The sequence below is a fragment of the Collinsella aerofaciens genome (assembly GCF_964243765.1).
GTDB lineage: Bacteria > Actinomycetota > Coriobacteriia > Coriobacteriales > Coriobacteriaceae > Collinsella > Collinsella aerofaciens_BU.
Genome location: NZ_CAXTGI010000010.1, coordinates 55,432 through 80,971, shown reverse-complemented (window position 1 = coordinate 80,971; position 25,540 = coordinate 55,432). Strand labels below are relative to the sequence as shown.

Sequence of the window (25,540 nt, the reverse complement as noted above, 5' to 3'; positions counted from 1 at the left end):
CGCACATACCCATGTGTCGTGCATCTTTTTATGTAGGATAGACAAGTTACACACGAGGCAAGGTGATTCGAATGGCATACGGATACAATGACGGCGACCAACGGCCACAAAGCGTGCGCCTTGCCGGCCGCACCACGCCAACGCCCAGAAGCACCTCCGACAACGGCAACCAGCAGCGCCCCCAAGAGCAGCCCGGGGCTTCTTCTCGGCAACAAAGCCGTACCGCGCAGCAGTCAGACCGCGTGAGCACGAGCACACGCCAACGCCAGACCGACACATCGCAGCCGCGCCGCTACGATTGCCGTACGACCGACCACTACGTTAAGCGCTCCTTTTCGCCACCTCAACGCAATCGCGGCAATTCCGCCCCTCGCCCCGCGTCGCACACCACAAGCCACGCACTTCCAGCCCGCCGTCTACGCCTTGCGCTTTGCTCCATTGCCGCCTGCCTCGTCTTTGTGTTTTTGGGATCCTGTATCTCGCACGGATCAGCCGGTCTTGAGCCCACTGCCGAGGACAAGCTGCTTAAAGCTCCCGTCGCGCCCGGTTACTCCTTTGCGTTCTCGACCCCACGCTCGCAATGGCAGGCCGGCACCATGCCCCACATCTACCAAATTGACCCCGCATGGTCGGAGCTGCCCTATGCCGGTGGCACTATTCGCGAAAACGCTTGCGGCCCCACTTGCCTCACCATGGTCTATATCTTTAAGACCGGCCACACCGATAAGACGCCGGTCGATATATGCGCACTGGCCGAAGCCGGCAACTACGCCCCCACTGGTGCCACCGAGTGGTCGTTTATGACAGGCGGTGCGTGGCAGCTGGGGCTCAACGGAACACAGCTCTATAACAATCGCAAATCGATTACCCAAGCACTTCGCTCGGGTGCGCCCGTCATCGCCGCAGTGCGCCCCGGCACGTTTACCAACGTAGGCCACTATATCGTGCTCTACGGCATCGACGATGCCAACCAGATTGGCGTCTACGACCCCAACTCGGCCAGCCGCAGCGCCCGCCGCTGGGGCGTGGTGGAGGTCCTCAACGAAATCGAAGCCATGTGGGCCTACTACTAGTCATTGGGGACACTCATTGGGGACAGACTTAAATGAGTAGTCCCAGATTGCCAGGAACCGCCGGTACGGAAAGCGCATCCCACTTTGGAACTCAATGGTGAGATGCGCTTTCCGCTAGCGGTCCGTTTGGGAAACAACATCCCGCTTTTCGGCCAAATTCCGGGATGCATTTTCCCGTTGAGGACCTCAAGGGAAACTAGATCCCGTTTTGGACGTTCATCCTGGGATGCACTTTCCGCAGTTGATCGACAGTGGCCTTTAAGGACTGTCCCAAGCTGCCGGCAGGAAAGGACCGTCCCCAAGTGCCGGGTTTGTCCCCAATGACTAGGTGAATAGCAAAAGCCCCGCAGTCGGAGCGGACTGCGGGGCTCATGAAGAGAGGCTAGTTTGCGGGCGTCTTGCCTGGCGCCCACGAGAGAGGCAACGAAGTAGAGACTACTCGTGGATGCGGGTACCGGAGAGACCGGCCATGGTCTCGGCGGCCTTGTCCAGGGCGCCGATGATGCAGGTGCGGCCCTTGCGGGAGCGGGCGAACTTGATGGCGGCGCGGACCTTGGGCTCCATGGAACCCTTGCCGAACTGGCCCTCGTCGGCCAGGCGCTCGGCCTCGTCGGCGGTGATGTCCTCGAGCTCCTCCTGGTTGGGCTTGCCGAAGTTGATGGCGACGTGCTCGACGGCGGTCAGCAGGAACAGGACGTCGGCGTCGCAGTCCTCGGCCAGCAGCTCGCCGCCCAGGTCCTTGTCGATGACGGCGGGGACGCCCTTGTAGCAGCCCTTGTTCTCGTAGTCGCGGACGACGGGGATGCCGCCGCCACCGCAGGCGATGACGATGAACTCGTTGTCGAGCAGGTTGAGGATGGAGTCGGCCTCGACGATCTTCTTGGGGTCGGGGGAGGCGACGACGCGACGCCAGCCGCGGCCGGAATCCTCGACGAATACCTTGGAGGGATCCTCGGCCATGAACTCCTTGGCCTGCTCCTCGGTGTAGAAGGGGCCGATCGGCTTAGTCGGGTTCTTGAACGCGGGATCGTCCGGGTCGCACTCGATCTGGGTGACGACGGTGGCGGCGTGCCAACGCTTATAGCGCTTGTGCATCTCGCGGCCGATGCCCTGCTGCAGGTGATAGCCAATGTAGCCCTGGGACATGGCGCCGCACTCGGGCAGCGGCATCTCGGGGGTGCCGATGGCGTCGTGGGCGGCGGCGAAGGCGTTCTGGATCATGCCGACCTGCGGGCCGTTGCCGTGGGTGATGATGATCTCGTTACCCTGCTCGATAAGACCAAGGAGAGCGTGGGCGGTGTTGCTCACGGCCTGGATCTGCTCGACGGGGTTGTTGCCGAGGGCGTTGCCGCCAAGGGCGACAACGATGCGGTCGGGCTTACCGTACGGTTTACTCATAGTATTCGTTCACTTCCCAGCTACTAGCGAAGCGTCGCGTACATCATGGCCTTAATGGTATGCATGCGGTTCTCGGCCTCCTGGAACACACGAGACTGCGCGCTCTCAAAGACCTCGTCGGAAACCTCCATCTCGGTCACGCCGAACTTCTCGGCAATCTCGGCGCCGATGGTGGTCTGCGTATCGTGGAAGCTCGGCAGGCAGTGCATAAAGATGGCGCCGGGGTTTGCCTTGGCCATGACCTCGGGCGTTACTCGATAGGGAGAGAGAAGATCGATTCGGCTCTTCCACAGCTCCTCAGCCTGACCCATACCGACCCAAACGTCCGTATAGATCACGTCTGCATCCTTGACGCCCTCGTCGATATCCTCAGTGAGCTGGATCGTGCAGCCATTCTGAGCGGCGATCTCCTGGCAGCGCTCAAGAAGCTCGGGATCGAAGTGCGTGGCGCCCTCGACATCGCCCTTGGGTCCGCAGGAGCAGAAGTTAATGCCGAGCTTGGCGCAGATAACCATCAGGGAGTCGCTGACGTTACCCTGCTCCTTGCCCATATAGGTGAGCTTCATGCCGCGCGTGTCGCCAAACTCCTCACGCATGGTAAGAATGTCGGCAAGGGCCTGGGTGGGATGGTACTCGTTGGTCAGACCGTTCCAGACGGGAACGCCAGCCTTGGCGGCAAGCTCCTCGACGATCGACTGGTCGGAGCCGCGATACTCAATACCGTCATACATGCGACCGAGCACGCGGGCGGTATCCTCGATGGACTCTTTCTTGCCCATCTGCGACGAGCCGGGGTCGAGGTAGGTCACACCCATACCCAGGTCCATACCGCCGACCTCGAAGGCACAGCGCGTGCGCGTTGAGGTCTTCTCAAACAGCAGGACAATGTTCTTGCCCTCGAGAAAGCGGTGCGGATAACCGGCGCGCTTCATATCCTTGAAGTTCTTTGAGAGGTCGAGCATGTACTCGATTTCCTCGGACGTAAAGTCAAGCAGGGTAAGAACGCTTCGACCAGAAAGATTAAGAGCCATGATTTGAGTCCTTTCGATTGTTGGAACACACAAGGAGGGATGGGCGGCGCAGACCACACGCGCCGCCCAGATACGCTAACGCTGACTAGATTTCCTCACGCCAGAACGGCATGGTCATGCAGCGCGGGCCGCCGCGACCGCGAGAAAGCTCCTCGGAGGGAGCGACGAGCAGCTCGACGCCAGCCTTGTAAAGAGCATCGTTGGTGACAACGTTGCGCTCATACACGCAGACCTTGCCCGGTGCGACCGCAAGAGTGTTGGAACCATCGTTCCACTGCTCACGGGAAGCCTCGATCGGATCGCCGCCACCGCACTCAATCATGGTGATATGGTCCATACCCGTCGCAAGCTCGAGGATATGCCGCAGGGTGCCCTCGAGTTCCTCGATATGCACCTCCCCCTCTGCATCGCCCTTGGTCAGGCGGTAGGCACGAAGCGTCTGGTAGATGCCGGGATAGACCGTGAACTTATCGCGATCGACCTGCGTGCAGACGGTGTCGAGGTGCATGTAGGCGTAGCCGTGCGGGATCTTGATGGCATAGATGTTCTCGATCTCGGCCTCATCGGAACCCCAGAACATATTCTTGGCGAGCTCATCGATGGCTGCAGTCTGGGTGCGCTCGGAAATACCGATGGCGAGCGTCTTGGCGTTGATGTTGAGGATATCGCCGCCCTCGATATGCCACTCGCTGTTGTGGTCGTACCAGATGGGGCTACCGGCATAATCGGGATGGTTGCGGAGCACCGTTTCGTAGAAGATTACCTCGCGGTTGCGCTGATTCCAGTACATGCGGTTCATGGTAGCGCCCTTGCCCACGACAGCCAGAGGGTCACGGGAGAAATACGAGGCCGGCATGGGGAACAGCACCATATCGTCAGCCTTCAACTCCTCGCCGTCCATACTGGCAAGAGAACCGCCAACCTTGGGGATCTCGAGGTCGCGAACGTAGAGGCCGCCCATGGCAGCAAGGACAAACTCCTTGTTGTCCTTAATCGAATCAAGCTTCTCGACAACGGCCTGGCGAAGGGCCGCGTTGGAGATGCCGGACTCACCCATGAACTTCGTCATGAACTCTGCGCGAGTGCCCTCGACTTTGTCAAACGTCTCAGCGAGCAGCTCTTCCATATAGACGACCTCGGCGCCAGCGCCGCGAAGAAGGTCGGTAAACTGATCGTGCTCTTTCTGGGCATAGTCCAGATAGAACGCGTCGTGAATCCAAACGCGGTCGAAATCCTCCGCCTTCATGTTTACAAGATCCATACCGGGGCGATGGACGCACACCTTCTTGAGGGCGCCAATCTCGCTATGAACGTTCAGTCCTTTGTTCATCTCTATCCTTCTTTCTCACAACTTGTATGTGGGGTTTTGCATTTACGGCAGGGGGATAAGACCCGAAACCGCAGTGAATGCCATGCAGATAACGCTTACGACCAGGAAGAATTTCCAAGCGACCTTCCACCACTGGCCTAGCGGAATCTTGCAGACGCCAAGACCGGCAACGAGCATCGCGCTTGTTGGCGAAATGAGAGACATGGCCGCGCTGCCCATGGAAAGACCAGTAACTGCGGCCTCGGGGTTTAAGCCCATCAGCTCAACAAGCGGGCCGAAAATGGGAATCGTAAGAGCAGCGATGCCCGAGGAGCTCGGAACGAGGATCGACAGAAGGTTATCCACGACATAGAGAATGCTCGTAAAGATAACTGCCGGAACTCCGGAGAGAGCCGTGGCGAGCGTGTTGAGAATCGTATCGATGATGAGGCCGTCATTGGCGATTACGAGGATTCCGCGGGCGAGGCCAACAACGATGGCAGAGAACGCGAAGTCTGCAATTCCCTTAACGAACTCGCCAGCGATCTCCTTCTCATTCATCCCGGAAACAACACCCGAAAGAAGGGCCATGGCCAAGAAAAACGCAGAGATTTCGTTCATGTACCAGCCCTGGGCCACCAGACCCCAAATGATGGCGGCAAGTCCAAGCACGAAAATAACCATAACGGCTTTCTGCCTACCGGTGAACTCGCTATCGAGGAGATTCTCGTCCGCACCAAACTCTTTGCGCTTCTCGATATCATCGTGGAAAGCTGGGGATGCCTCGGGATTCTTCTTAACCTTGAGGGCATACATCACAACCCATGCGATGGCAACTGCAGTGAGCACGACAAGGGCGATAGTACGCAACCAAAGCTGGGGGTTGCCCTGGATACCGAGGATGCCCTGGGAAATCAGGACGTTGAACGGGTTTACGGTAGATGCGATGTATCCGATACGGGCACCCACAAACACCGTCATGAACGCTGTAATTGAGTCGAAGCCCATGGCCATCATGATCGGCATAAGAATCGCAAAGAACGGAAGCGTCTCCTCTGCCATACCAAAGGTGCTGCCGCCCAAAGCAAAAAGCACCATTAGGATCGGAATGATGAGGACGTCCTTGCTCTTGAACTTCTTCACCACTCGGGCGACGCCGCTCGTGATGGCTCCGGTCGCCGTGATGACCTGGAAGGAACCTCCCACGATCATAATGAATGCAACGACCTCGACCGCTTGCTGGATGCCGATCGCAGGGGCCTCAAGTACTTCGAAGATGCCTTGGCGAAGATCGACCTCGTTGCCGTCCTCGTCCGTATAGACCTTATCGACAGGCTCATAGGTGCCCGAGACCGTTACCTCGCGACCGTTAACCTCCTGGCGCTCAAACGAACCCGAAGGCACGACCCAGGTCAGAACGGCAAATACGGCCATCAAGACGAGAATGATGGTGTACACGTGCGGGACTCGAAGAGTGCGCTTCTTTTCTGTCTCTGCCATCTCTCCTCCTTAATTCAGGGGTTTTTCGTTGCCGGCAAAGCCATTGTGTCATCGCGCAAAACACCCTTCCGTCTCTTCGCCCGCCAACGAAGCACATCGACCCGTAAACGGATTCCAGATTGATGTAATTCGTCAATTGTCTCTTTAAATAGATGTTTAACATCAATTACTAGCCTTGTTCATGCCATTCTCCTGTGACAAATATGATGTAAATTGAATCAATCTCGTAATGTGCCACTATGGAAGCAATCAATACTCATCGCCAAAGCGAGGTCTTATGTCCGCACTACATGTTCAAAACGAAATAGGAAAGCTAAAAAAGGCCCTCCTGCACTGCCCCGGCTCCGAAACGCGCAATTACCCCGACGGGCAGTTCAATCAAGTCTTTACGCTACGCCCGTCTAGCAGCTCATTCGATCTTGAAAAGGCTCTCAAGGAGCATCATGCTTACTCGGCGATGCTCGAGCGCGAAGGAGTAGAGATTCTCTATCTTGAAAACCTTCTTACCGAAGCCCTTGATGCGACAGACCAAGCGCGTCGCTCCTTTATCGATAGCTTCATTAGAGAATGCGGCGCGTGCGGCATTGAGCTCGAGTCCGCTATTCGCGATTACCTCGAGCACATCGAGGGCTCCCGCGCTCTGGCCCAAGCGGCCGTCAACGGCATCCGTTATTCCCAGGTCTTTGACACGGATAAAGAGATGTTCAGCCTCGCAAAACTGACAGGAGACGCATATTCGCCTGACGACCTTCTCGTAGGCCCCCTTAACACCATGTGGTTCACGCGCGATCCGGCGAGCGTCATCGGCGAAGGTGTCACGCTCAACCATATGTACTGGTCAGAGCGCAACCGTGAGGTTATCGCCTACAAAACGATTTTTAGCTATCACCCGGATTTCCGCGAGATCCCTCAGTTCTTCAAGCATGAATCGACTTACCACATTGAAGGCGGCGACCTGCACAACCTCAATAGCGAGAACGTTGCCGTTGGTATATCCCAACGAACCGAGCCGGCAGCGATAGATACCCTAGCAAATAACTTGCTCTGGGATGAGCGCTCAACTATTGAGTCCGTATGGGCCATTCAGGTTCCCTACGATGATCTCTGCATTCATCTCGACACATACTTCACTCGTGTTGGCTACGAGACATTCCTCGTAGCCCGGGAGCTTCTCGATCAAGCGCGAGTCTACCGCATTACACGGGGCAGATCGGAAAGGACAACCCGGGCGCGCCATGTCGAAGGTGGGCTGAAAGAAGCCTTGAGATTAGCCCTGGGTTCAAGCTCGCTGCAATTCATCCCTTGCGGCGGTTCAAATCCCGGAGCGGCGGAGGTCGAAAGAACCAACAATGCCATAAGCACCCTTTGCCTGGAGCCCGGCAAGGTCTGCGTATACGAAGAGAACGCCGAGACTAACAAAGCACTGGAGCAGGCGGGCATTGAACTTGTGCCCATCTCTATCTTTGAGCTGACAAACGGCTTTGGCGGCCCCAGCTGCCTCTGCCTTCCCCTCGTCCGCGCTTCATAACATGGGAACGGGTCAAAACATAAAGGCTCTTCGCAAGCGCGAGCAGCTCACGCAAGAGGAGTTCGCGGCACTCATCGGCGTCTCCAAAGAAACGGTATGCCGTTGGGAAAAGGACCGCTATGCCATCCGCCGGTCAACATTGCTCAAGATCGTATCGAAATTCAATCTGCCGCTCGACGATCTCACATCTGAAACCGCAGGGCTTGCCGCAAAGCTCGACTACGAGGGGCAGAAGCGGAAATCCAAGGAAACTACTACTGACTCCCTTTGCGATGTATTTAAAATCCAGATGAATGGAGGCAGAACGGGACTTAAGCAGACCGGAACAACGGCGCTCCCCTCATCCGTATTCAAAAACCATCGCGGGTGCTTTTTTGTTCAAATGGACACATCTGCCATGTCCAAATGCTATCCGATAGGATCCCTTCTCCTGGTGGACCCCAACCTGAAACCCTGGAACGGATGCTCCGTCATCGCCTTGGCCGATAATTCCAGAATGGTCATACGGCGATATAGCACCGGCACGAACACAGTGATGCTGTCATCCTACTCATATCGCACGTCGGAACCGGATATTGTGCTGGACAAACGCCGAATCAGGATTCTCGGAGTCATCGTCTGGTTTCAGGCATCCCATGACCTGAGCATCTAATCAGATTGGCTCTTATTCGCCTTCCTCATTTGCTCGCGCTCCAAACAGCAAAAGCCCCGCAGTCGGAGCGGACTGCGGGGCTCATGAAGAGAGGCTAGTTTGTGGGCGCTTTGCCTGGCGCCCACGAGAGAGGCAACGGAGTAGAGACTACTCGTGGATGCGGGTACCGGAGAGACCGGCCATGGTCTCGGCGGCCTTGTCCAGGGCGCCGATGATGCAGGTGCGGCCCTTGCGGGAGCGGGCGAACTTGATGGCGGCGCGGACCTTGGGCTCCATGGAACCCTTGCCGAACTGGCCCTCGTCGGCCAGGCGCTCGGCCTCGTCGGCGGTGAGGTCCTCGAGCTCCTCCTGGTTGGGCTTGCCGAAGTTGATGGCGACATGCTCGACGGCGGTCAGCAGGAACAGGACGTCGGCGTCGCAGTCCTCGGCCAGCAGCTCGCCGCCCAGGTCCTTGTCGATGACGGCGGGGACGCCCTTGTAGCAGCCCTTGTTCTCGTAGTCGCGGACGACGGGGATGCCGCCGCCGCCGCAGGCGATGACGATGAACTCGTTGTCGAGCAGGTTGAGGATGGAGTCGGCCTCGACGATCTTCTTGGGGTCGGGGGAGGCGACGACGCGACGCCAGCCGCGGCCGGAATCCTCGACGAATACCTTGGAGGGATCCTCGGCCATGAACTCCTTGGCCTGCTCCTCGGTGTAGAAGGGGCCGATCGGCTTGGTCGGGTTCTTGAACGCGGGGTCGTCCGGGTCGCACTCGATCTGGGTGACGACGGTGGCGGCGTGCCAGCGCTTGTAGCGCTTGTGCATCTCGCGGCCGATGCCCTGCTGCAGGTGATAGCCAATGTAGCCCTGGGACATGGCGCCGCACTCGGGCAGCGGCATCTCGGGGGTGCCGATGGCGTCGTGGGCGGCGGCGAAGGCGTTCTGGATCATGCCGACCTGCGGGCCGTTGCCGTGGGTGATGATGATCTCGTTGCCCTGCTCGATGAGACCGAGGAGGGCGTGGGCGGTGTTGCTCACGGCCTCGATCTGCTCGACGGGGTTGTTGCCGAGGGCGTTGCCGCCAAGGGCGACGACAATACGATCGGGCTTGCCAAGAGGCTTAGACATTGCTGGAATCCTTTCTGTAAAAGGCCTACAACCCATTAATAACCCGCGTCCGTGCGATACGCGAGTTTATTAAGGTTTATATTCTCTTTATCGCTCATTTTATTCATTTTGAAAATAGTTTAACGGTGAACGGTCGTTTTTACCCGCTCAGCGTAAAGAAGCCCAGCTCACACATGTTTACGTCATCTACGTGCGACTTTATTTAATTAGAGCAGAGATTAGGCTGGATTATGCAAACTATATCTTTGCTAAACACATAACGGACACTGCAATTATTTACTCGCACTATACGAGATTCTATGCACTTGCAAGACAAGTATGCACCCCTGCAATAACACGGGGCTTTTCATCCAACAAAAGGGATAGCCAATCGCGCTTCACTTTGCGGCAAGCGACTGTGAGTTTGCAGTATAGAACTTTACCGTCGGGTATTGCATGAACGCCGTCGACGCCCTCTCGCTCCTGCGCGCCCAGGCAATCGAGAACATCAGCGGCGTCCCCAGTCTTTTTGCATGGCACCGCGCCGGCTCGATGGCTCTGGGACCTAAGCGAATCTTTGCTATCTGCCAATTTTTGTATGATTTTGGTCATTCCTATCTGCCAATTTTTGTATGATTAGGGGCAAATCTATTTGCCAATTTTTGTCAATGAGGTGTTTTAATGCTACGCCGTAAGGTCACTAACAGGCTTTTGAACTGGAAAAATAACTCTCATAAGGCATTGCTTGTTACCGGTGCGCGTCAAATTGGCAAGAGCTATGCGATTCGCGCGTTTGGTAAAGACAACTACGCGTCGTATTTTGAGGCCAATTTGCTGCTCGATGCCGAGGCAAGAGATGTGCTCATTGGCGCTAAGAACGCCGTTGACTTTATCAACCGCGTGGCCCTTCTTGCGGATGCACCGCTTGTTGAGGGAGATACGCTTATCTTTGTCGATGAAATACAGGAGTATCCGCAGATCGTCACGCTCATGAAGGCGTTGGTCGAGGACGGGCGCTTTAGCTATGTCTTCTCGGGGTCTATGCTTGGGACTGAGTTTAAGGGGATCTCTTCTTTCCCGGTGGGGTATGTCGAGCACATTGTTATGCGGCCAATGGATTTTGAAGAGTTTTGTTGGGCAAACAGCATCAGCGAGAATGTGCTTGCAGACATCCGCAGCTGCCTTGTCGAGAGGCGTCCCGTCGAAAACTATATTCATGAGGCGATGCTCAAAAACTTTAGAGCTTATATCGTTTGCGGCGGCATGCCGGAGGTCGTACAGAACTATATCGATTCGGGTTATTCACTCGTGAGGACGCGTGAGCTTCAAATTCAGCTGGTCGATCAGTACAAAAGTGATATCTCTAAATATGCATCGACTCGAGCGTTTAACGTTCGCGCGATTTTCGAACAAATTCCCGTTCAGCTTGAGGCGGAGTCCCATCGCTTTGTTGTTTCATCCCTGGGCGGGGGGGCTCGCCTTCAAAAATACGAGCAGGATTTCCTATGGCTGGTGAACGCGGGCGTCGGTTTGATGGTCGCCCAGGTGACGGAGGCCCGAAGTCCTCTTAAGAGGACAGAGAAGGCGACCGCCTTTAAACTATACGAGTCTGATACAGGCATGCTCGCATCACGGTATCCCGGCAGCACGGCACGCGCTGTCTACCTTGATATGAAAACCCCCAACCTCGGCGGTCTCTATGAGAACGTGGTCGCGCAGGAGCTTGTCGCCCTTGGAACTGATGCATGGTACTACCAGACACGCGAGGTCGGCGAAGTTGACTTTGTGATCGAAGGCACTCGCGGGCACGTTGTCCCAATCGAGGTCAAATCGGGCAAGAAGGTTCGAGCCCATGCGGCCCTCGACCGTCTGATGAGCGTGAGCGAGTACAAAATCCCCGAGGCCGTTGTGCTAAGCCACGAGAACCTCAGCAAAGAGGGCAAGGTCCTGTACGTTCCAATCTATATGACATTCTGCCTCGATGAGTTTATGGAAAAGGACGACCCCAACAACGATTTCTCGTTTGCACCCATATCCCTCTAGGCCATCTGGGTCCGCAACCAGGTCCCCCTCTATTCCCAAAGCAGCGCGTGGTTTCGCGGCAAAGCAGCGAAACAGCGACCGGAACAAGGCACCCCATCAGCCACGTCCTTCATCAGCCCACACAATCCGAGGACGTAGTCGTAGCAGGATCTGAGGGCTAACCTTCGCGGACACTCCGCAGGACGAAAGAACCCCCGCCGCACGTAGTGCGCAGCGGGGGTTCTTTCATGTCCGAGGACGTCCGCGAAGGTTAGCCCTCAGATCCTGCGGTGGGAGACCTAGGCCTCGTTGTACACCGTCTTGAGCTTCAGCAGGTGCTGATAGCGGTCCATAGCGGCCTGCTCATTCTCCTTGAAGAGCTCCTCGGCGCGCTCGGGGAAGGAACGCGTCAGCGAAGCGTAACGGGCCTCGTTCATCAGGAACTCCTGATAACCGCCCGCGGGCTCCTTGGAATCGAGCGAGAACTTCTTGCCGGCAGCAGCCTCGGGGTTGAAGCGGAAGAGGTTCCAGTAACCGCACTCGACAGCCTTCTTCATCTCGGCCTGGCAGTTCTGCATGCCGCCCTTCTTGATGGAGTGCATCTCGCAGGGGCTGTAGCCGATGATGAGGGACGGGCCGTCGTAGGCCTCGGCCTCGTGGATAGCCTTGAGGGTCTGAGCCGGGTTGGCGCCCATGGCAACCTGTGCCACGTAGACGTAACCGTAGCTCATGGCAATCTCGGCCAGAGACTTCTTCTTGGTCACCTTACCGGCAGCGGCGAACTGAGCGACCTGGCCCAGGTTCGAGGCCTTGGAGGCCTGACCACCGGTGTTGGAGTAAACCTCGGTGTCGAAGACGAAGACGTTGACGTTGTGGCCGGAAGCCAGGACGTGGTCCAGGCCACCGAAGCCGATGTCGTAGGCCCAACCGTCGCCGCCGAAGATCCAGAAGGACTTCTTGGTGAGGTAAGCCTTGTCGGCGAGGATCGCCTTGGAAGCATCGCAGCCACACTTCTCGAGCTCGGCAACGTAGGCAGCGGCAGCGGTCTTGGAGGCCTCGGCGTCATTGACGGAGTCGATCCAAGCCTGACCGGCGGCCTTGAGCTCGTCGGACGGACCATCGGCAGCGATGATGTCCTGGGTAGCGGCGATCAGCTTGTGCTGAACGGCCTCATAGCCAACGGCCATGCCCAGACCATGCTCGGCGTTGTCCTCGAACAGGGAGTTGTTCCACGCCGGGCCGTGACCGTCCTTGTCCTTGCAGTAAGGAGCGGTGGCAGCGGGGTTGCCCCAAATGGAGGAGCAGCCGGTGGCGTTGGAGATGAACATGCGGTCGCCGGCGACCTGGGTCACCAGACGTGCATAGGCGGTCTCGGCACAGCCGGCGCAGGAGCCAGAGAACTCCAGGTAGGGCTGCTTAAACTGGCTGCCCTTGACGTTGGCCGCGATGAGCTCCTTCTTCTCGGAGACGTTCTCGACCATGTAGTCCCAAACGGGCTGCTGGTCCATCTCCTGCTCGGTGGGAACCATCTCGAGGGCGCCCTTGGGGCAGACCTTGACGCAGTTGGTGCAACCCATGCAGTCGAGCGGGGACACAGCCATGGTGAACTTCATGCCCTTGGCCTTGGGGCCCATGGCGTCGAGCGTGCGGGTAGCCTCGGGCGCGGCGGCAGCCTCGTCCTCGGTCATCGCGAACGGACGGATGGTGGCATGCGGGCACACGTAGGCGCACTGGTTGCACTGGATGCACTTGGTCTCGTCCCAGTGGGGAACGACCACGGCGACGCCGCGCTTCTCGTATGCGGAGGCGCCCAGCTCAAACTGGCCGTCGGCACAATCGACGAAGGCGGAAACAGGCAGGCTGTCGCCGTCCATGCGATCGATGGGCTCGAGCAGGTTCTTGACCTGCTGGGCGATAGCGGACTTGGTCTCCTCGGAGAGCTCGACGGGAGCGGCATCCTCGGCGGTAGCCCAGTCGGCCGGAACCTCGAACTTACGGAAGGCGGTAGCGCCGGCATCGATGGCCTTGTGGTTGGCGTCGACGATGGCCTGGCCCTTCTTCATGTAGGACTTGGTGGCCGCGTCCTTCATGTACTGCAGGGCGTCCTCGGCGGGCAGGACCTTGGCCAGCGCGAAGAAGGCGGACTGGAGCACCGTGTTGGTGCGCTTGCCCATGCCGACCTTGGCCGCCAGGTCGATAGCGTCGATCAGGTACACGTTGACGTTGTTGTTCGCGATGTAGCGCTTGGCCACGGCGGGCATATGCTCGGCGAACTCCTCGTCGCTCCACTGGCAGTTGACCAGGAAGGTGCCGCCCGGCTTGACGTCGCGGACCATCTTGAAGCCCTTAACGATGTAGCTGGGGTTATGGCAGGCGACAAAGTCGGCCTTGGTCACGTAGTACGGCGAACGGATCGGGGAATCACCAAAGCGCAGGTGCGAGACGGTGACACCGCCGGTCTTCTTGGAGTCGTACTGGAAGTAGGCCTGGACGTACTTGTCGGTGTGGTCGCCGATGATCTTGATCGAGTTCTTGTTGGCGCCGACGGTACCGTCGCCACCCAGACCCCAGAACTTGCACTCGATGGTGCCGGGGGCTGCGGTGTTGGGCGCATCCTCGGCCTCGGGCAGGCTCAGGTTGGTCACGTCATCGACAATGCCGATGGTGAACTCACGCTTGGGCTCGTCCTTCTTGAGCTCCTCGAAGACAGCGAACGCGGACGCGGGAGGCGTGTCCTTGCTGCCCAGACCATAACGGCCGCCGACAACCTTGATGCCCGTCTTGCCAGCCTCGTAGAGAGCGGAGACGACGTCCTGGTAGAGCGGCTCGCCGATGGAACCCGGCTCCTTGGTACGGTCCATGACGGCGATCTTCTGGACGGTCTCGGGGAGAACGTCGACGAAGTGCTTGATGGAGAACGGACGGAACAGACGAACCTTGACCAGGCCGACCTTCTCGCCGTGAGCGTTGAGGTAGTCGATGACTTCCTCGAGCACGTCGCAGAAAGAGCCCATGCACACGACGACGCGGTCGGCATCGGGAGCGCCGTAGTAGTTGAACAGACCGTAATCGGTGCCGAGCTTCTCGTTGATCTTCTTCATGTAGCCCTCGACGACGGCGGGAAGCTCGTCGTAGACCTTGTTGCAGGCCTCACGGTTCTGGAAGAAGATATCGCCGTTCTCGTGGCTGCCGCGGGTGTGCGGGTGCTCAGGGTTGAGCGCGTGGTCGCGGAAAGCCTGGACGGCGTCCATGTCGCACATCTCGGCCAGATCCTTGTAGTCCCACATGGCGACCTTCTGGATCTCGTGGCTGGTGCGGAAGCCGTCGAAGAAGTTAAGGAACGGGGTCTTACCCTCGATGGCGGCAAGGTGAGCCACCGGCGAGAGGTCCATGACCTCCTGGACGTTGCCCTCGGCGAGCATGGCGAAGCCGGTCTGACGACAGGCCATGACGTCGGAGTGATCGCCAAAAATGTTCAGGGCGTGGGAAGCGACGCAACGCGCGGAGACGTGGAAGACGCCCGGGAGTTGCTCGCCCGCGATCTTGTACATGTTCGGGATCATCAGGAGCAGACCCTGAGAAGCCGTGTAGGTGGTGGTCAGAGCACCGGCGCCCAGCGAACCGTGAACGGTACCGGCCGCACCTGCCTCGGACTCCATCTCGACGACCTTGACCGGGGTGCCGAAGATGTTCTTGCGACCCTGGGCCGCCCACTGGTCGACATGGTCGGCCATCGGGCTGGACGGCGTAATGGGATAGATTCCCGCTACCTCGGTGTACGCATACGAAACATATGCGGCCGCCTCGTTGCCGTCCATAGACTTAAACTTACGCGCCATATACCCCTCTCCTCTCATATAGGTATACAGGCCCCGGCGATCGCCGGGATGTTGGCGTGATGGGATTTACGCTGTTGCTTCCAATCATCTGGCAGGCAGGCTCAGCAGCAGGTACGTGGCGTGGAGAGAAGACATGCCGAGGCGAGGGGCAACTGATGCGCCCCACAGACCCGACCGCCCGTCTTGCACATGACCGAGCGCCGCAAAGGCCGCATGCCGGATGCTCCCGGGCACGCCCCGGCGATGGGAAGCGCCCGCAACGGAAATCCGCATGCGGGTTTATTGTACCCCGCCTTCAAGTGTAATTTCGGCAAATATAGGCGGGCGGTAAAGGTTTACCTTGGGTGACTGCCAAGGGCAAAAATGGTCCCTCCATCCCCGGGCGACTGGCTCTGGCGCGCCAAGGAGCGTCCCAAAGTGCCGGCAGGAAAGGAACGTCCCTATCTGCCGGCTAGAGGGCACCGAAGAGGATGGCGTAGGTAGTGGATTCGCCGAGCTTGAGCTCGTCGCCGGGATTGAGTTGGGCGGAACGGCCGGGCTCGACCTGAATGCAGACGCGCGTGGCCCCGTTTACCACCACGGTTCCGTTGGTGGACGACAAGTCCTCGACGTGCCAGATATTTTGAGCATCGCACCAGATATGGGCATGGCGGGCCGAGACATCGTCGCCGACGTCGGTAATATCGCCCTCACCAGTGGCCAGCGCGCCAATCTCAACACCCTGCTCACTCGGCTGAATCCAGCGCGGGGCGCTCACGACAAAACTATTTTGCACGCGCAGCAAGCCCAAGGGGTGCGCCGGGGCGGGTTCGCGCTCGCCTGCGGTCATCGACATGCCAAGCGAACGCGGCGTGGAGGTGCCTCCGCCACAGGTCGCGTGCGCGTAGTCAATGGCATAGTTCACCGAGGACCGCACATCCGCCGAACAACCGACGGCGACAAACAGCACGAGCACGGCCTCGGCGCGCTCGGCGGGCATGAGTTCCGCCGCCTGGGACAGGCGATCGAGCGCGTTGCGATAGAGATTCGTGTCCTGGTGGCACTCTTCGAGCGCGCGTACCATCGGTTCACCTGCAGGACCGCACACCATATTGATCACAGCCGTGGAGTCCATGGGATTTCGCTGGCGCAGGGCCAGTTGCGACATAATACGCGCAGCCGAGGTACCGTATTCGGCAAAGTAGCGCTGCTGAAGCGTGCCGACCGGCGCGCGAACGATAAAGCGGGAAACCCAAGAGCGATCGGCGGCCCGGCTCTGCGGGCTGCGGCCGTCGGCGAGCGGACGGGACGAAAGCACCAAGCCGCACAGCTCGATATGGCTCAGATGCGCCGCGCGCTTAAAGATGTCAAACATGGCCCCGCATGGGGTGAGCTCAACTTGAGATGCCATGACCTAGGCCTCCTTGGTCGTAGAAATAGAATCGGACGATACTTCGACAGGTCCGCCAAAAGTACGGGCAGCTGCGGCTCCACCGGCAAGCGGAGTCGCCATCTGGGCTTTTGTGCGTCGCGGTGCCGAAACGGGAAGTTCAAAGGCAAAGCCCATCGCAAGCAAAAACCACGTAAGCGTATAGGTTGCAATCAGAGCGGCAACAAGGCCGCCCATCACGGCGCGTTGAGAGAATACGCTACATGCAGTCACAACCAGCACCGGAACCTCGCAGGCAGAAAGCGCAAGCACACCCTGCAGGAACCCCGAGCGCCGATCGCGCGCAAGTGCCCCCGCGGCAACGCCGGCCATGCCTGGCAGCGCCAGCGCCAGTGCGGCAATAACACCCGGTAGCGACCCAGACCACACGAGCGATCCCAAAGTCGCCGTCACGCGAGCGCCCGACGCCAGCAGCGCGGCCGAAACCACGACCGCAGCCCAAACCACGCCGCAGACGACCGCCGCGCCGACCATCAGCGCGCGACGAACCGCGCGGCCGGACGCATCCATGGGGCACGGCGTGAGCGGCTCGCCGCGGAGCGAACGACCGACATTTTGCGCATAGTGGTCACAAAACGCCGAGAGTGCCGCCTCGACCGCCGCCGGCTCGGGACGATCTTTTTGATGGCTGGACAGACAGGCCATCACCACGTCGAACAGCTGGGCATCGACAAACGCCAGCGCATCGCGTAGTTCCTCGGAATCCGGCTCAAGCCCCAGCTGCTGGGCCTGCTCGGCCGCGGCGAGCGCCACATCGGGCTCACGACGAAGCAGCTGAGTCAAATCACAACCGGGCGCATGGGCACCAATGGGATAGTCGGGCCGCGTGTCCATCTTGAGACGGTAGGGGCTCGCGATGTCGCGCGTCTTTTTGCGCGAACCCGAGGTGCCCGAAGTGCTCGGCGCGGCTTCGTATGGCGCGACGCCGGCAATGAGCTCGTAAACCGTGCTTGCCGCGGCATAGACGTCGATCGCCGGCGACATACGCAAAGCGCGCAGGTCGGGAATATCGTCGGTGAGCATCTCGGGCGGAGCGTAGGCCACCGTCGCGCGACGCAGCGTGGCATAGCGCTCCGTAAACGACGCCTTGCCGCCGGTACCGGCCACGGCCGACGCAGGATCGAGCGCCAGCGACGAGCCAAAGTCGATCAGGCACAGGTCAAAGGTGCCCTCGGCAAGCTGCCGGTCAAGCGGTAGACGCGCCGTACGCACCATAATATTAGCGGGCGAGATATCGCGATGGACAAAGCCCTCCCCCACCAGGCTCATGCGGCAGAGCAAGTCGAACAGGTCGCGCCCCAAGCGCGCCGCCACAAGCGGCGATAGGCGGCCGGCATCGTCAACGGCAAAGCGCGAGCGCAAGCGGGCGAGCGTCTCGCCCTCGACCCATTCCATGACAATTGCAGGCACACCGTCAACCTCGCCCCAGCCATAGAGGCGGGGAAAGCCCTTAAGGCCCGAAAGGGCGCGATGGCATTCATATTCCTCGCGAAATGCCGCTTTGAACTTGGCGACCAGCGCCTCATGGGCGGCATCGTCGTCAAACTCATCGCGCGTCGGCAAGATGAGCTGTTTGAGTGCTACGGCCTCGCCTTGGGCGTTGACGGCACGCGTCACGCGGCCGATACCGCCACGGCGCATGGTGGCATCGTCGGCAAACAGTATCGTAAAACGACGCAGATAGGCAGGCAGTTCGTCCTGACCGAGCGCAATGGCCGGCTCAAACCCGTCGACACGCGCCAGGCGCAGGCCGACCATGGGATCGCGACCGAGCGATTGTGGTGTGGTGGATGCAAGATCGGTCATCATAGGGCAAGCGCCGCCACGTTATTGTTGAAGTTACCGAGCGCGACGTCATCATCGCCGTAATGGCCGACCCATTGACATAGGTTGGTGTAACAGCCCCACAGATTGGCATACTGCTGATACCACTTTGACCGGGGCGAGAATGTCTGACGACCGAACTCGGCTCGAATGACAAACATCTCCCCGACCAAGCTGTCGCACGGCCTGGGATCTCCCGTAGAGTTATAGGTCGAGACCACGTCATTGGCACGAGAAACATAGCCGTCGAGCATGTTGTACTTGGTCACAAGCCAACTGTGAATGCTCTCTTCCTCAGCAGCGGAAAGGCCACCGGAGTTTGCATCGTTGTCAGCGTTGCCGCCCGTCGAGCCGCCGTTTCCAGACCCTCCGGCAGAGGAACCCGACCCAGAGCCGCCGCCCGAACTCGACGAATCCGAGCCGGAGCCAGAAGTATCCGAGCTACCGGGCTTTCCGGACTGCTGGGCGTCCTGCTCCTTCTGCCGCTCGACCTTATTCACCGTTGCCGCCACGCTATTGTTGGACAACCGATCGATGATCTTGGTGTTGGTGAGCACGATGGTTTTGCCATTGGCAAGCGTGACTTCGTTGTCCGGGGCCTCGGCGCCGTCCGCGTCGTCGGCGCCAAACACAATATGCGCGACCACACTTGCCCAAGCATATCCAGTCGTGGTGCCCAGATCACTTTTGACCTCATGCCCTACGCGCGGTTCGCATGCGGCATGTGCCTGTATCATGGACGGCACGGTCATGCCATAGGCAGAAACGCCAGCTATGACCAGCACCAGCGAGCACGACAGCAGCGCGTACGCCCGAGGCGCCAAGCCCAGTCGGCGTCGCATGCGCACCGCGACGCCGCGCTTTGTCTGAGTGCCACCGGGCCGCATGCGTTCTCCTCCAACAAAAACACGCCGCTCGGGAGCGGCGCATTCATTCGAATCCATATTTGAGTGTATCAGCGAACCCAAAAGGTTGCGCAACGAATGGGCAAATTAAGGATGCGAGTGGAAGCATCCATGCGATAAGCGGATACAAAGCATCTTTGTTGCACAACAAACTTACAGTCGCACGGGGAAATTATGACTACCCCGTGCGTCGCGAGGAAAACATACGGCAGGAGCAGGCTCGCCACCTAAATCGTGCGACGGGCCTCGATGGCGCGCCCAAGCGTAAGCTCGTCGGCATACTCCAGGTCGCCGCCCACGGGCAGGCCGCTCGCCAGACGCGACACCTCAACGCCCAGCGGCTTGATAGTGCGAGCCAGGTAGCTCGCCGTGGTCTCGCCCTCAATATTGGGGTTGGTGGCGATGATGACCTCGTGGATGTCCTCGTGGCCCAAGCGTGCCAGCAGCTCGTGAATGTGCAGCTGCTCGGGGCCAATCTTGTCCATGGGACTGATCACGCCGCCCAGCACATGGTACAGGCCATGGTAGCTGCCCGTGCGCTCGATTGCCTGGACGTCGCGCGGCTCGCCCACCACGCAAATGCGAGTGGTGTCGCGCATCGAATCCTGGCAGATGGAGCACTCGTCGGCCGTGGCGTAGTTAAAGCAGCGGCTGCAAAAGTGAACCTCCTGCTTAACCTCCAGGATGGCCTCGGCCAGGCGGCGCGCCTCCTCGGCGTCAGCCTCCAACAGGTAATAGGCGATGCGCTGAGCCGACTTAGGGCCAATGCCCGGCAGGCGACCCAGCTCATCGAGCAATTTTTGCAGGCTATGGTTGGCACTCATATATATGCGCGTCTTAGAACGGCATGCCCGGGATGTTGAGGCCGCCGGTGATGGCGCCCATCTGCTTGTTGGCGAGCTCGTTGACGCCGCGAACGGCCTCGTTGACGGCAGCCATAATCATGTCCTGCAGCATATCGACGTCCTCGGGATCGAGGGCATCGGGATCGATGGTGAGGTTGACGAGTTCCATCTCGCCGTTAACGGTCACCTTGACCATACCGCCGCCGGCAGAGGCATCGACGGTCTGGGACTTGAGGTTCTCCTGCGCGGCGGCAAGCTGCTCCTGCATCTTGCGGGCCTGCTTCATCATCTGCTGCATGTTCATACCGGCCATGACGGCTCCTTTACGTGCGGCCGCACGCCGAGCTGCAAGGGCAGCCGGAGCACGGCGGGACTTTCAAACTCAAAAATCGTACCACGGCGCGGGGCAAGCAAGCGGGGCGGACACGCTACCTCAGTCGATATACATGTCCTGGAGTGCAAACCGCACCCAAAGATTATGCGAAGTTGAATAATTCGCATCTGCATAATATTGAAAGCTAAATCTTGTAGAGCCGGAATCCGACATTTTCTGCATCCAGCTAGATAACAAAATGCCGAACCGCTGCTCGAGGCGGCGCTCATGATGGCAGGGTATAATTTGATCGTCACAGACAGCAATTTGGAGGTGCCCCCATGAATGCCCCCGACGCGCTCCAAAACATCCGCTCAAAACACCCCGTTGCATATGTGGTTCTCTATCTCTTTGTCGGCTGGGCATTACTGGTTGTCATCACCCATGCTATAGCCTTTGGAGCAGAACTGCTGATAACCAGCTCGGACCAGCCCACCGTCAAATGGGAAGCGACCGATGAGTGCACCGATGGAACCCGAACCATTTACTACAACAGCCCGTCCCTCTACCAAGAGTTCAAGGTCAAGATAAAGGACTCCAAGATTGTCGGTGCCGAACCAGGCGCTTTCTTGACAATCGGAGCAACCCTCGACGCCGAGCAAGTCGAGTACACGGACAGCCGCGCGACGTATCGTGTCGACCTCAGCACCCTAGGCCGACCGTCACGCATCTGCCTGCTCGAATGCGAGACACGCGGCACCACGCTACACATGTCCGAAATTCAAATGCGCCCGGATAAAGAGCCCCTAAAGGGCTAGGGGTCCTAAGCCCAGCAAGCGATTCTCAACAGTAAAACGACAGCCCACCGGTTGTTTCTTTCCAGCGTTTGCAAATCAGCGCATGGTTAGATGAAACAAACTGCATGATATCGCGTAAATCCCGAGCAGGAATATCGCCCTTGTTATGGGCCAGCTTGCATCCGCCGGAGCGGGTAAGCCATATCTTGGTCGCCTCGGCGGTGGGGCGCTTGACCGCGATATGAACATGGACGGGCTCGCCGTTCTCCCCTGTCCAGAAAAAGATGATGTACGGCCCGAGTCGGAAAAGACTAGGCATAGACCCGTCCGCCTTCGTAAGCAAAACGCAGGATGAGCGGGGCATTGTTGCGTACAAAATCATCGAGTTCTTTGAGGTCTGCTTCGCTAAAGCCCTCGTGCGACACCCAATTGAACGCCGGCAAGATGCACTCCGCCGTGTCAAAACCCCAATCGCGTGGGCGCTCCACAACGACCTTCACCGTATTGTCCTCACGGACTTCGGAATACGAAACTTGCGTATCGTCCTCAAGGCGGACATATTCCCACATCATAAGCTCGCTCCGTTCAAAGACGTCTCTTCTTGAGCAGTATACCCGCCTGTACAGCTACTCCACCGGCTTGAAGATGGTGGCCTGACCGAAGACGCTGCGGATGAGGGCTTTGGCCTCGTCCTCGGTCTGCGGGATGCTTGGGGCTGCGCCCTGATGGCCGAAGGGACTGCCCGCGCCGGGGTTGGACTCCCAGGGAGCTGCAGGAGCGTCCTCCTCTTTGGGGGCAGTTGCAGCGGGCTTGGGCGCGGGCGTCGCACCCGGCACGTCGAACGGAGGCAGATCGTCCCCGCTCGCATCGCCTGCAAAGCCGCCGACCATGGCGTCATCGTAGGGCACCTGCTCGGATTCCCACGGTGCAGACTGCGCAGACGGCTGAGCCTTGGGAGCGGACGCGCGCTCGGGCGCTCGGGGTGCGGGCTCGGTCGGGAGCTTGCCCGTGGCAGGAGCGCCAGCGGGGTTGTCGGAGCGCAGCCAGGGGGCTTTGCCCAGGTCGGATGACTTGGGCGCAGGCGCGGCGGCGGGCTTGGGCGCGGGGACCGGAGCAGCCTGTTTGGGCGCAGCGGGTTCAGGCGCCGACGGGGTCGGTGCCGCTACCGGTGCCGCTTTTGGCTGCGTCGCGCTGACGTTCGAGGATGCAGGGGCCGCCGAGGACACGGGTTGCGGGTCCGCAGATGCCGCAGCCCGTGCAGATGGAGAATGCTCCTCATGTTGAGGAGCCAGCGTGCCACCTCCATCCAGGACGTAGTCGACGATGCGACGACCGAAGACCGCACTGACTGTCGGCAGGACCACCGACTGCGTGTCGGCGCGTCCGAGCATCTTGATGGCAAAGGTCGAGCCCGCGGGGAACGAGACCGTGAGCTTGGAGCCGTCGTCTGCTGTGGCGCGGGCATTGAGCAAAAGCCCTGCGTAGGAGGCCTGACGAGCCTTGACGCGTTCGACGACCTCGGCCCATTTGCGCTGGAGCTCACCGGCATCCTCGACCGCGGGCGTCTCGGCAGCACCGGCGGCGGCAACCTGGGCGGCATTGTTGGACTGGGGCTTAGGTGCCGGAACGGTGGCAGGCGCGGGAGCCGAAGCCGCAACGGGTTGAGGTGCAGGCGTTACAGGTTTGGGCGCAGGAGCCGGAGCCGCGGACTTGGGCGCAGGCTGGGCAGCCGGAACAGCAGCGCCGCGGTCCCAAGGCATGCCGCCCTGATGCGCGGACGTAGCAGCGGGGGCGGCGGTCGCCGCAGGAGCGGCAGCACGGGCGCCCGAAATGAGCGTCGGCTGCTGGACAGCAGCGGGGGCGGATGTTGCAGGCGCGGCAGCCTGAGCAGCAGCCACGCTCGCCGGCACGGCGCCGTTGGCAACCATGGCCTCCAGGCGTGCTACACGCTCGGCCAGGGCCTCAATGGTCAGATCGGCCTCGGGACGTGCCAGGCGCGTGCAGGCGATCTCGAGCACCAGGCGCACGTCGCTCGCGCCCCTCATCTCCAGTGCGGCATCGTCGAGCACTGTCAGCACACGGGCCAGGCGGTCGGCAGGATGCTCGCCAAAGGCAGCGGCCTCGGCAGCAAGCGCCTCGGCCTGCTCGGAGCCGCCCTCAAACAGCTCGGCACGGGCACCGGCAACGCAGGCAACGTACACGTCACGCACATGCGCCACCAGGTCGCGCGTCAGTTCCAGCAGATCGTTGCCTTCCTCGACCTGCGCGCGAATAAGCCCATACAGATCGGCGACATCACGATCGGCAATGGCGCGCGCAAACTCGCCCAGAATCTGGTCCGAAACTTCGCCCAAAAGCGAGCGGGCATCGTCCGCATGCACGGTGCCGTTGCCAAAGACGCTCAGCTGCTCCAGCGTGGAGAGCGCGTCGCGCATGCCGCCCTTGGCATGGCGTGCCACGATGGCAAGCGCCTCGTCGTCGTAGTCGAAGCCCTCCTGCTCGCACACGTATGCCAGGCGGCGCTCGATATCCTCGTTACCGATGCGGTGGAAATCGAAACGCTGGCAGCGCGAGAGGATGGTCTCCAGAATTTTTTGCGGGTCGGTGGTGCACAGCACAAAAATCACGTGTGCCGGCGGCTCCTCGAGCGTCTTGAGCAGCGCGTTGAACGCCGCCGTCGTGAGCATGTGGACCTCGTCGATGATATAGATCTTGTACTTGCCGCGCACCGGGGCAAAGTTGACGGAGTTGATGATCTCCTCGCGCACATTGTCTACGCCGGTACGGCTTGCGGCATCGAGCTCGTAGACGTCTGGGTGGTTGCCCTCGGCGATGAGCTCGCACTCCTCACAGGTGCCGTCGGGCATGCAGCCGCTCGCGCCCTCGGCGCGGGCCGCCTCGGCATTGCGGCACAGCAGCGCCTTGGCAAGGATGCGCGCCATGGTGGTCTTGCCCGTGCCGCGCGGTCCGCAGAACAGGTACGCGTGGGACAGGCGCCCCTCGGTGATGGCGTGCTCGAGCGTCGAGACGATATGCTGCTGGCCCACCACGGAGTCGAAGGTGAGCGGGCGATACTTTCGGTACAACGATTCCATGGGTGCTCCCCCGGGTATACTGAGTCTTGTTGCCGCGACGACCATGCGGTCGCACGGCATACTGCATCCATAATAACCCGTACGGCGAGCCCGCCGCGATAGGAGTCCAAAGAGCATGGCAGACGCAGAGAGCAACCTCGTTCCCTCCGAAGCAGCCGACCAGGTCGAGGTCGCGCTCGAGGCGCAGGCAGCAGCCGATGACGGCATCCTGTACCTTAACGAGTATCAGTACGAAAACGACCTCGTCACCGATTTCGCCCGCTTGGTTGCCTCGCCCAGGCGCCGCGGCTCGCTGTATGTCGCCGCCGCCATTGCCGCCCTGCTGGGTATTGGCATGCTGGTGGCCGGCGGCAGCTGGATCAAGTTCGGCGTCGTCCTGATCGTGTTCGGCGCCTTTTTGGCCTGGTGGAGCAAAAACCTGCACCATACGCTCGCGCGCGACTTTATCGAAGCCGTCGAGGCAGACGAGTCCATGGGCGGCCGCTACCGCCGCGTCGCCGCCAACGAGGACGGACTGATGGTATGGGGCAAGAGCGGCAAGTCGCAGTTCTTCCCGTTTGAAAAGCTCGACCACGTGCTCGACGGCGAGCGCATCTTTGTCGCCATGTTCGCCGACCAGGGCGTGACGATCCCTAAGGACACCTTTGTGCGTGGTGATGCCGAGCAGTTTGGCTCCTTCCTCAAGGCGCGCATCAACAAAAAGCTGCGCATCGAGACCAAACGCAAGAAGATGAAGGCCGAGAAGGCCGCAGCCGAAGCCAAGCAGGGCGACAAAGCCGACAAGCCCCAGGGCGACAAGGGCAAGCGGCGCAAGCAGAAGAAGAGCAAGAAGAAGCGCTAGGGCCGAGCGCCACTGCGAAGGGAATCTCATCCCGCTTCAGCGTAGGATGA

At 59.9% G+C, this 25,540-nt stretch carries 20 protein-coding genes; 6 read left to right on the top strand and 14 right to left on the bottom strand.

The features are described from left to right. The first annotated feature begins 71 nt into the window (after positions 1-71). On the top strand, positions 72-1,073 hold the full coding sequence (locus ACESSC_RS07905; RefSeq protein WP_373162340.1) for a C39 family peptidase: 1,002 nt from the start codon (positions 72-74) through the stop codon (positions 1,071-1,073). A 435-nt stretch (positions 1,074-1,508) separates the two neighbouring features. On the opposite strand, the gene arcC (ACESSC_RS07900) is transcribed toward ACESSC_RS07905, so the two are convergent. The 4 genes from arcC (ACESSC_RS07900) to ACESSC_RS07885 form a co-directional block, all read right to left on the bottom strand. Beyond that, complete coding sequence (arcC, locus tag ACESSC_RS07900; RefSeq protein ID WP_271728905.1) at positions 1,509-2,471, bottom strand: carbamate kinase; 963 nt, start codon at positions 2,469-2,471, stop codon at positions 1,509-1,511. A gap of 23 nt (positions 2,472-2,494) precedes the next feature. After that, on the bottom strand, positions 2,495-3,502 hold the full coding sequence (gene argF / locus ACESSC_RS07895) for an ornithine carbamoyltransferase (protein WP_117584179.1): 1,008 nt from the start codon (positions 3,500-3,502) through the stop codon (positions 2,495-2,497). Between the two features lie 85 nt (positions 3,503-3,587). Further along, on the bottom strand, positions 3,588-4,832 hold the full coding sequence (locus ACESSC_RS07890) for an arginine deiminase (RefSeq protein ID WP_373162339.1): 1,245 nt from the start codon (positions 4,830-4,832) through the stop codon (positions 3,588-3,590). 42 nt (positions 4,833-4,874) lie between these two features. Next, complete coding sequence (locus ACESSC_RS07885; protein ID WP_373162338.1) at positions 4,875-6,311, bottom strand: YfcC family protein; 1,437 nt, start codon at positions 6,309-6,311, stop codon at positions 4,875-4,877. Positions 6,312-6,588: 277 nt separating this feature from the next. Here ACESSC_RS07885 and ACESSC_RS07880 point away from each other — a divergent pair, with 277 nt between their 5' ends. Together ACESSC_RS07880 and ACESSC_RS07875 are read left to right on the top strand one after the other, a co-directional pair. Then, positions 6,589-7,839 (top strand): arginine deiminase, encoded by a 1,251-nt coding sequence (locus ACESSC_RS07880; RefSeq protein ID WP_158558657.1) that lies wholly within the window; start codon positions 6,589-6,591, stop codon positions 7,837-7,839. Position 7,840: 1 nt separating this feature from the next. Next, positions 7,841-8,491 (top strand): LexA family transcriptional regulator, encoded by a 651-nt coding sequence (locus tag ACESSC_RS07875; RefSeq protein WP_117648557.1) that lies wholly within the window; start codon positions 7,841-7,843, stop codon positions 8,489-8,491. A 147-nt stretch (positions 8,492-8,638) separates the two neighbouring features. Here the strand turns inward: ACESSC_RS07875 and arcC (ACESSC_RS07870) are convergent, their stop codons facing one another. After that, on the bottom strand, positions 8,639-9,601 hold the full coding sequence (gene arcC, locus ACESSC_RS07870; protein ID WP_006235166.1) for a carbamate kinase: 963 nt from the start codon (positions 9,599-9,601) through the stop codon (positions 8,639-8,641). Positions 9,602-10,261: 660 nt separating this feature from the next. On the opposite strand from arcC (ACESSC_RS07870), the gene ACESSC_RS07865 reads away from it, so the two are divergent. After that, positions 10,262-11,623: an ATP-binding protein gene (locus tag ACESSC_RS07865; protein WP_373162335.1), complete on the top strand. Its 1,362-nt coding sequence runs from the start codon at positions 10,262-10,264 to the stop codon at positions 11,621-11,623. Between the two features lie 278 nt (positions 11,624-11,901). On the opposite strand, the gene nifJ is transcribed toward ACESSC_RS07865, so the two are convergent. The 6 genes from nifJ to ACESSC_RS07835 form a co-directional block, all read right to left on the bottom strand. Further along, on the bottom strand, positions 11,902-15,441 hold the full coding sequence (gene nifJ / locus ACESSC_RS07860; protein ID WP_117655974.1) for a pyruvate:ferredoxin (flavodoxin) oxidoreductase: 3,540 nt from the start codon (positions 15,439-15,441) through the stop codon (positions 11,902-11,904). 451 nt (positions 15,442-15,892) lie between these two features. Further along, entirely contained in the window at positions 15,893-16,831 is a 939-nt protein-coding gene (locus ACESSC_RS07855; RefSeq protein ID WP_022094220.1) for an FHA domain-containing protein, read from the bottom strand. A 3-nt stretch (positions 16,832-16,834) separates the two neighbouring features. Further along, complete coding sequence (locus ACESSC_RS07850) at positions 16,835-18,679, bottom strand: serine/threonine protein kinase (protein WP_373162333.1); 1,845 nt, start codon at positions 18,677-18,679, stop codon at positions 16,835-16,837. Then, positions 18,676-19,581: a hypothetical protein gene (locus tag ACESSC_RS07845; RefSeq protein WP_373162331.1), complete on the bottom strand. Its 906-nt coding sequence runs from the start codon at positions 19,579-19,581 to the stop codon at positions 18,676-18,678. The genes ACESSC_RS07850 and ACESSC_RS07845 overlap by 4 nt, the downstream gene beginning before the upstream one ends. 245 nt (positions 19,582-19,826) lie before the next feature. Further along, positions 19,827-20,423 (bottom strand): recombination mediator RecR, encoded by a 597-nt coding sequence (recR, locus tag ACESSC_RS07840; RefSeq protein WP_373162329.1) that lies wholly within the window; start codon positions 20,421-20,423, stop codon positions 19,827-19,829. A gap of 13 nt (positions 20,424-20,436) precedes the next feature. Next, positions 20,437-20,757, bottom strand: coding sequence for a YbaB/EbfC family nucleoid-associated protein (locus ACESSC_RS07835; RefSeq protein ID WP_006235174.1), 321 nt, complete (start codon positions 20,755-20,757; stop codon positions 20,437-20,439). Positions 20,758-21,098: 341 nt separating this feature from the next. Here ACESSC_RS07835 and ACESSC_RS07830 point away from each other — a divergent pair, with 341 nt between their 5' ends. Then, positions 21,099-21,575 carry a hypothetical protein gene (locus ACESSC_RS07830; protein WP_118258665.1) on the top strand — a complete coding sequence of 159 codons (477 nt, stop codon included), beginning with the start codon at positions 21,099-21,101 and terminating at the stop codon, positions 21,573-21,575. A gap of 25 nt (positions 21,576-21,600) precedes the next feature. On the opposite strand, the gene ACESSC_RS07825 is transcribed toward ACESSC_RS07830, so the two are convergent. The 3 genes from ACESSC_RS07825 to dnaX are packed head-to-tail and all read right to left on the bottom strand — an operon-like array spanning position 21,601 to position 24,649. Then, complete coding sequence (locus ACESSC_RS07825; protein ID WP_117757924.1) at positions 21,601-21,873, bottom strand: DUF4160 domain-containing protein; 273 nt, start codon at positions 21,871-21,873, stop codon at positions 21,601-21,603. Beyond that, entirely contained in the window at positions 21,866-22,126 is a 261-nt protein-coding gene (locus tag ACESSC_RS07820; RefSeq protein WP_099432547.1) for a hypothetical protein, read from the bottom strand. The genes ACESSC_RS07825 and ACESSC_RS07820 overlap by 8 nt, the downstream gene beginning before the upstream one ends. A gap of 54 nt (positions 22,127-22,180) precedes the next feature. Beyond that, positions 22,181-24,649 (bottom strand): DNA polymerase III subunit gamma/tau, encoded by a 2,469-nt coding sequence (dnaX, locus tag ACESSC_RS07815; protein WP_373162326.1) that lies wholly within the window; start codon positions 24,647-24,649, stop codon positions 22,181-22,183. Between the two features lie 115 nt (positions 24,650-24,764). Between dnaX and ACESSC_RS07810 the strand changes: the two genes are divergently transcribed. Next, positions 24,765-25,490, top strand: a complete 726-nt coding sequence (locus ACESSC_RS07810; protein WP_373162324.1) for a hypothetical protein — start codon at positions 24,765-24,767, stop codon at positions 25,488-25,490. Positions 25,491-25,540 lie beyond the last annotated feature (50 nt).

Coding starts and splice junctions, on each gene's coding strand:
- arcC (WP_271728905.1), bottom strand. CDS start 2,471: ATGAGTAAACCGTACGGTAAGCCCGACCGCATCGTTGTCGCCCTTGGC.
- recR (WP_373162329.1), bottom strand. CDS start 20,423: ATGAGTGCCAACCATAGCCTGCAAAAATTGCTCGATGAGCTGGGTCGC.
- ACESSC_RS07820 (WP_099432547.1), bottom strand. CDS start 22,126: ATGATGTGGGAATATGTCCGCCTTGAGGACGATACGCAAGTTTCGTAT.
- ACESSC_RS07905 (WP_373162340.1), top strand. CDS start 72: ATGGCATACGGATACAATGACGGCGACCAACGGCCACAAAGCGTGCGC.
- ACESSC_RS07835 (WP_006235174.1), bottom strand. CDS start 20,757: ATGGCCGGTATGAACATGCAGCAGATGATGAAGCAGGCCCGCAAGATG.
- ACESSC_RS07845 (WP_373162331.1), bottom strand. CDS start 19,581: ATGCGGCCCGGTGGCACTCAGACAAAGCGCGGCGTCGCGGTGCGCATG.
- ACESSC_RS07855 (WP_022094220.1), bottom strand. CDS start 16,831: ATGGCATCTCAAGTTGAGCTCACCCCATGCGGGGCCATGTTTGACATC.
- nifJ (WP_117655974.1), bottom strand. CDS start 15,441: ATGGCGCGTAAGTTTAAGTCTATGGACGGCAACGAGGCGGCCGCATAT.
- ACESSC_RS07875 (WP_117648557.1), top strand. CDS start 7,841: ATGGGAACGGGTCAAAACATAAAGGCTCTTCGCAAGCGCGAGCAGCTC.
- ACESSC_RS07825 (WP_117757924.1), bottom strand. CDS start 21,873: ATGCCTAGTCTTTTCCGACTCGGGCCGTACATCATCTTTTTCTGGACA.
- ACESSC_RS07890 (WP_373162339.1), bottom strand. CDS start 4,832: ATGAACAAAGGACTGAACGTTCATAGCGAGATTGGCGCCCTCAAGAAG.
- ACESSC_RS07830 (WP_118258665.1), top strand. CDS start 21,099: ATGAATGCCCCCGACGCGCTCCAAAACATCCGCTCAAAACACCCCGTT.
- ACESSC_RS07850 (WP_373162333.1), bottom strand. CDS start 18,679: ATGATGACCGATCTTGCATCCACCACACCACAATCGCTCGGTCGCGAT.
- ACESSC_RS07865 (WP_373162335.1), top strand. CDS start 10,262: ATGCTACGCCGTAAGGTCACTAACAGGCTTTTGAACTGGAAAAATAAC.
- argF (WP_117584179.1), bottom strand. CDS start 3,502: ATGGCTCTTAATCTTTCTGGTCGAAGCGTTCTTACCCTGCTTGACTTT.
- arcC (WP_006235166.1), bottom strand. CDS start 9,601: ATGTCTAAGCCTCTTGGCAAGCCCGATCGTATTGTCGTCGCCCTTGGC.
- ACESSC_RS07885 (WP_373162338.1), bottom strand. CDS start 6,311: ATGGCAGAGACAGAAAAGAAGCGCACTCTTCGAGTCCCGCACGTGTAC.
- ACESSC_RS07880 (WP_158558657.1), top strand. CDS start 6,589: ATGTCCGCACTACATGTTCAAAACGAAATAGGAAAGCTAAAAAAGGCC.
- ACESSC_RS07810 (WP_373162324.1), top strand. CDS start 24,765: ATGGCAGACGCAGAGAGCAACCTCGTTCCCTCCGAAGCAGCCGACCAG.
- dnaX (WP_373162326.1), bottom strand. CDS start 24,649: ATGGAATCGTTGTACCGAAAGTATCGCCCGCTCACCTTCGACTCCGTG.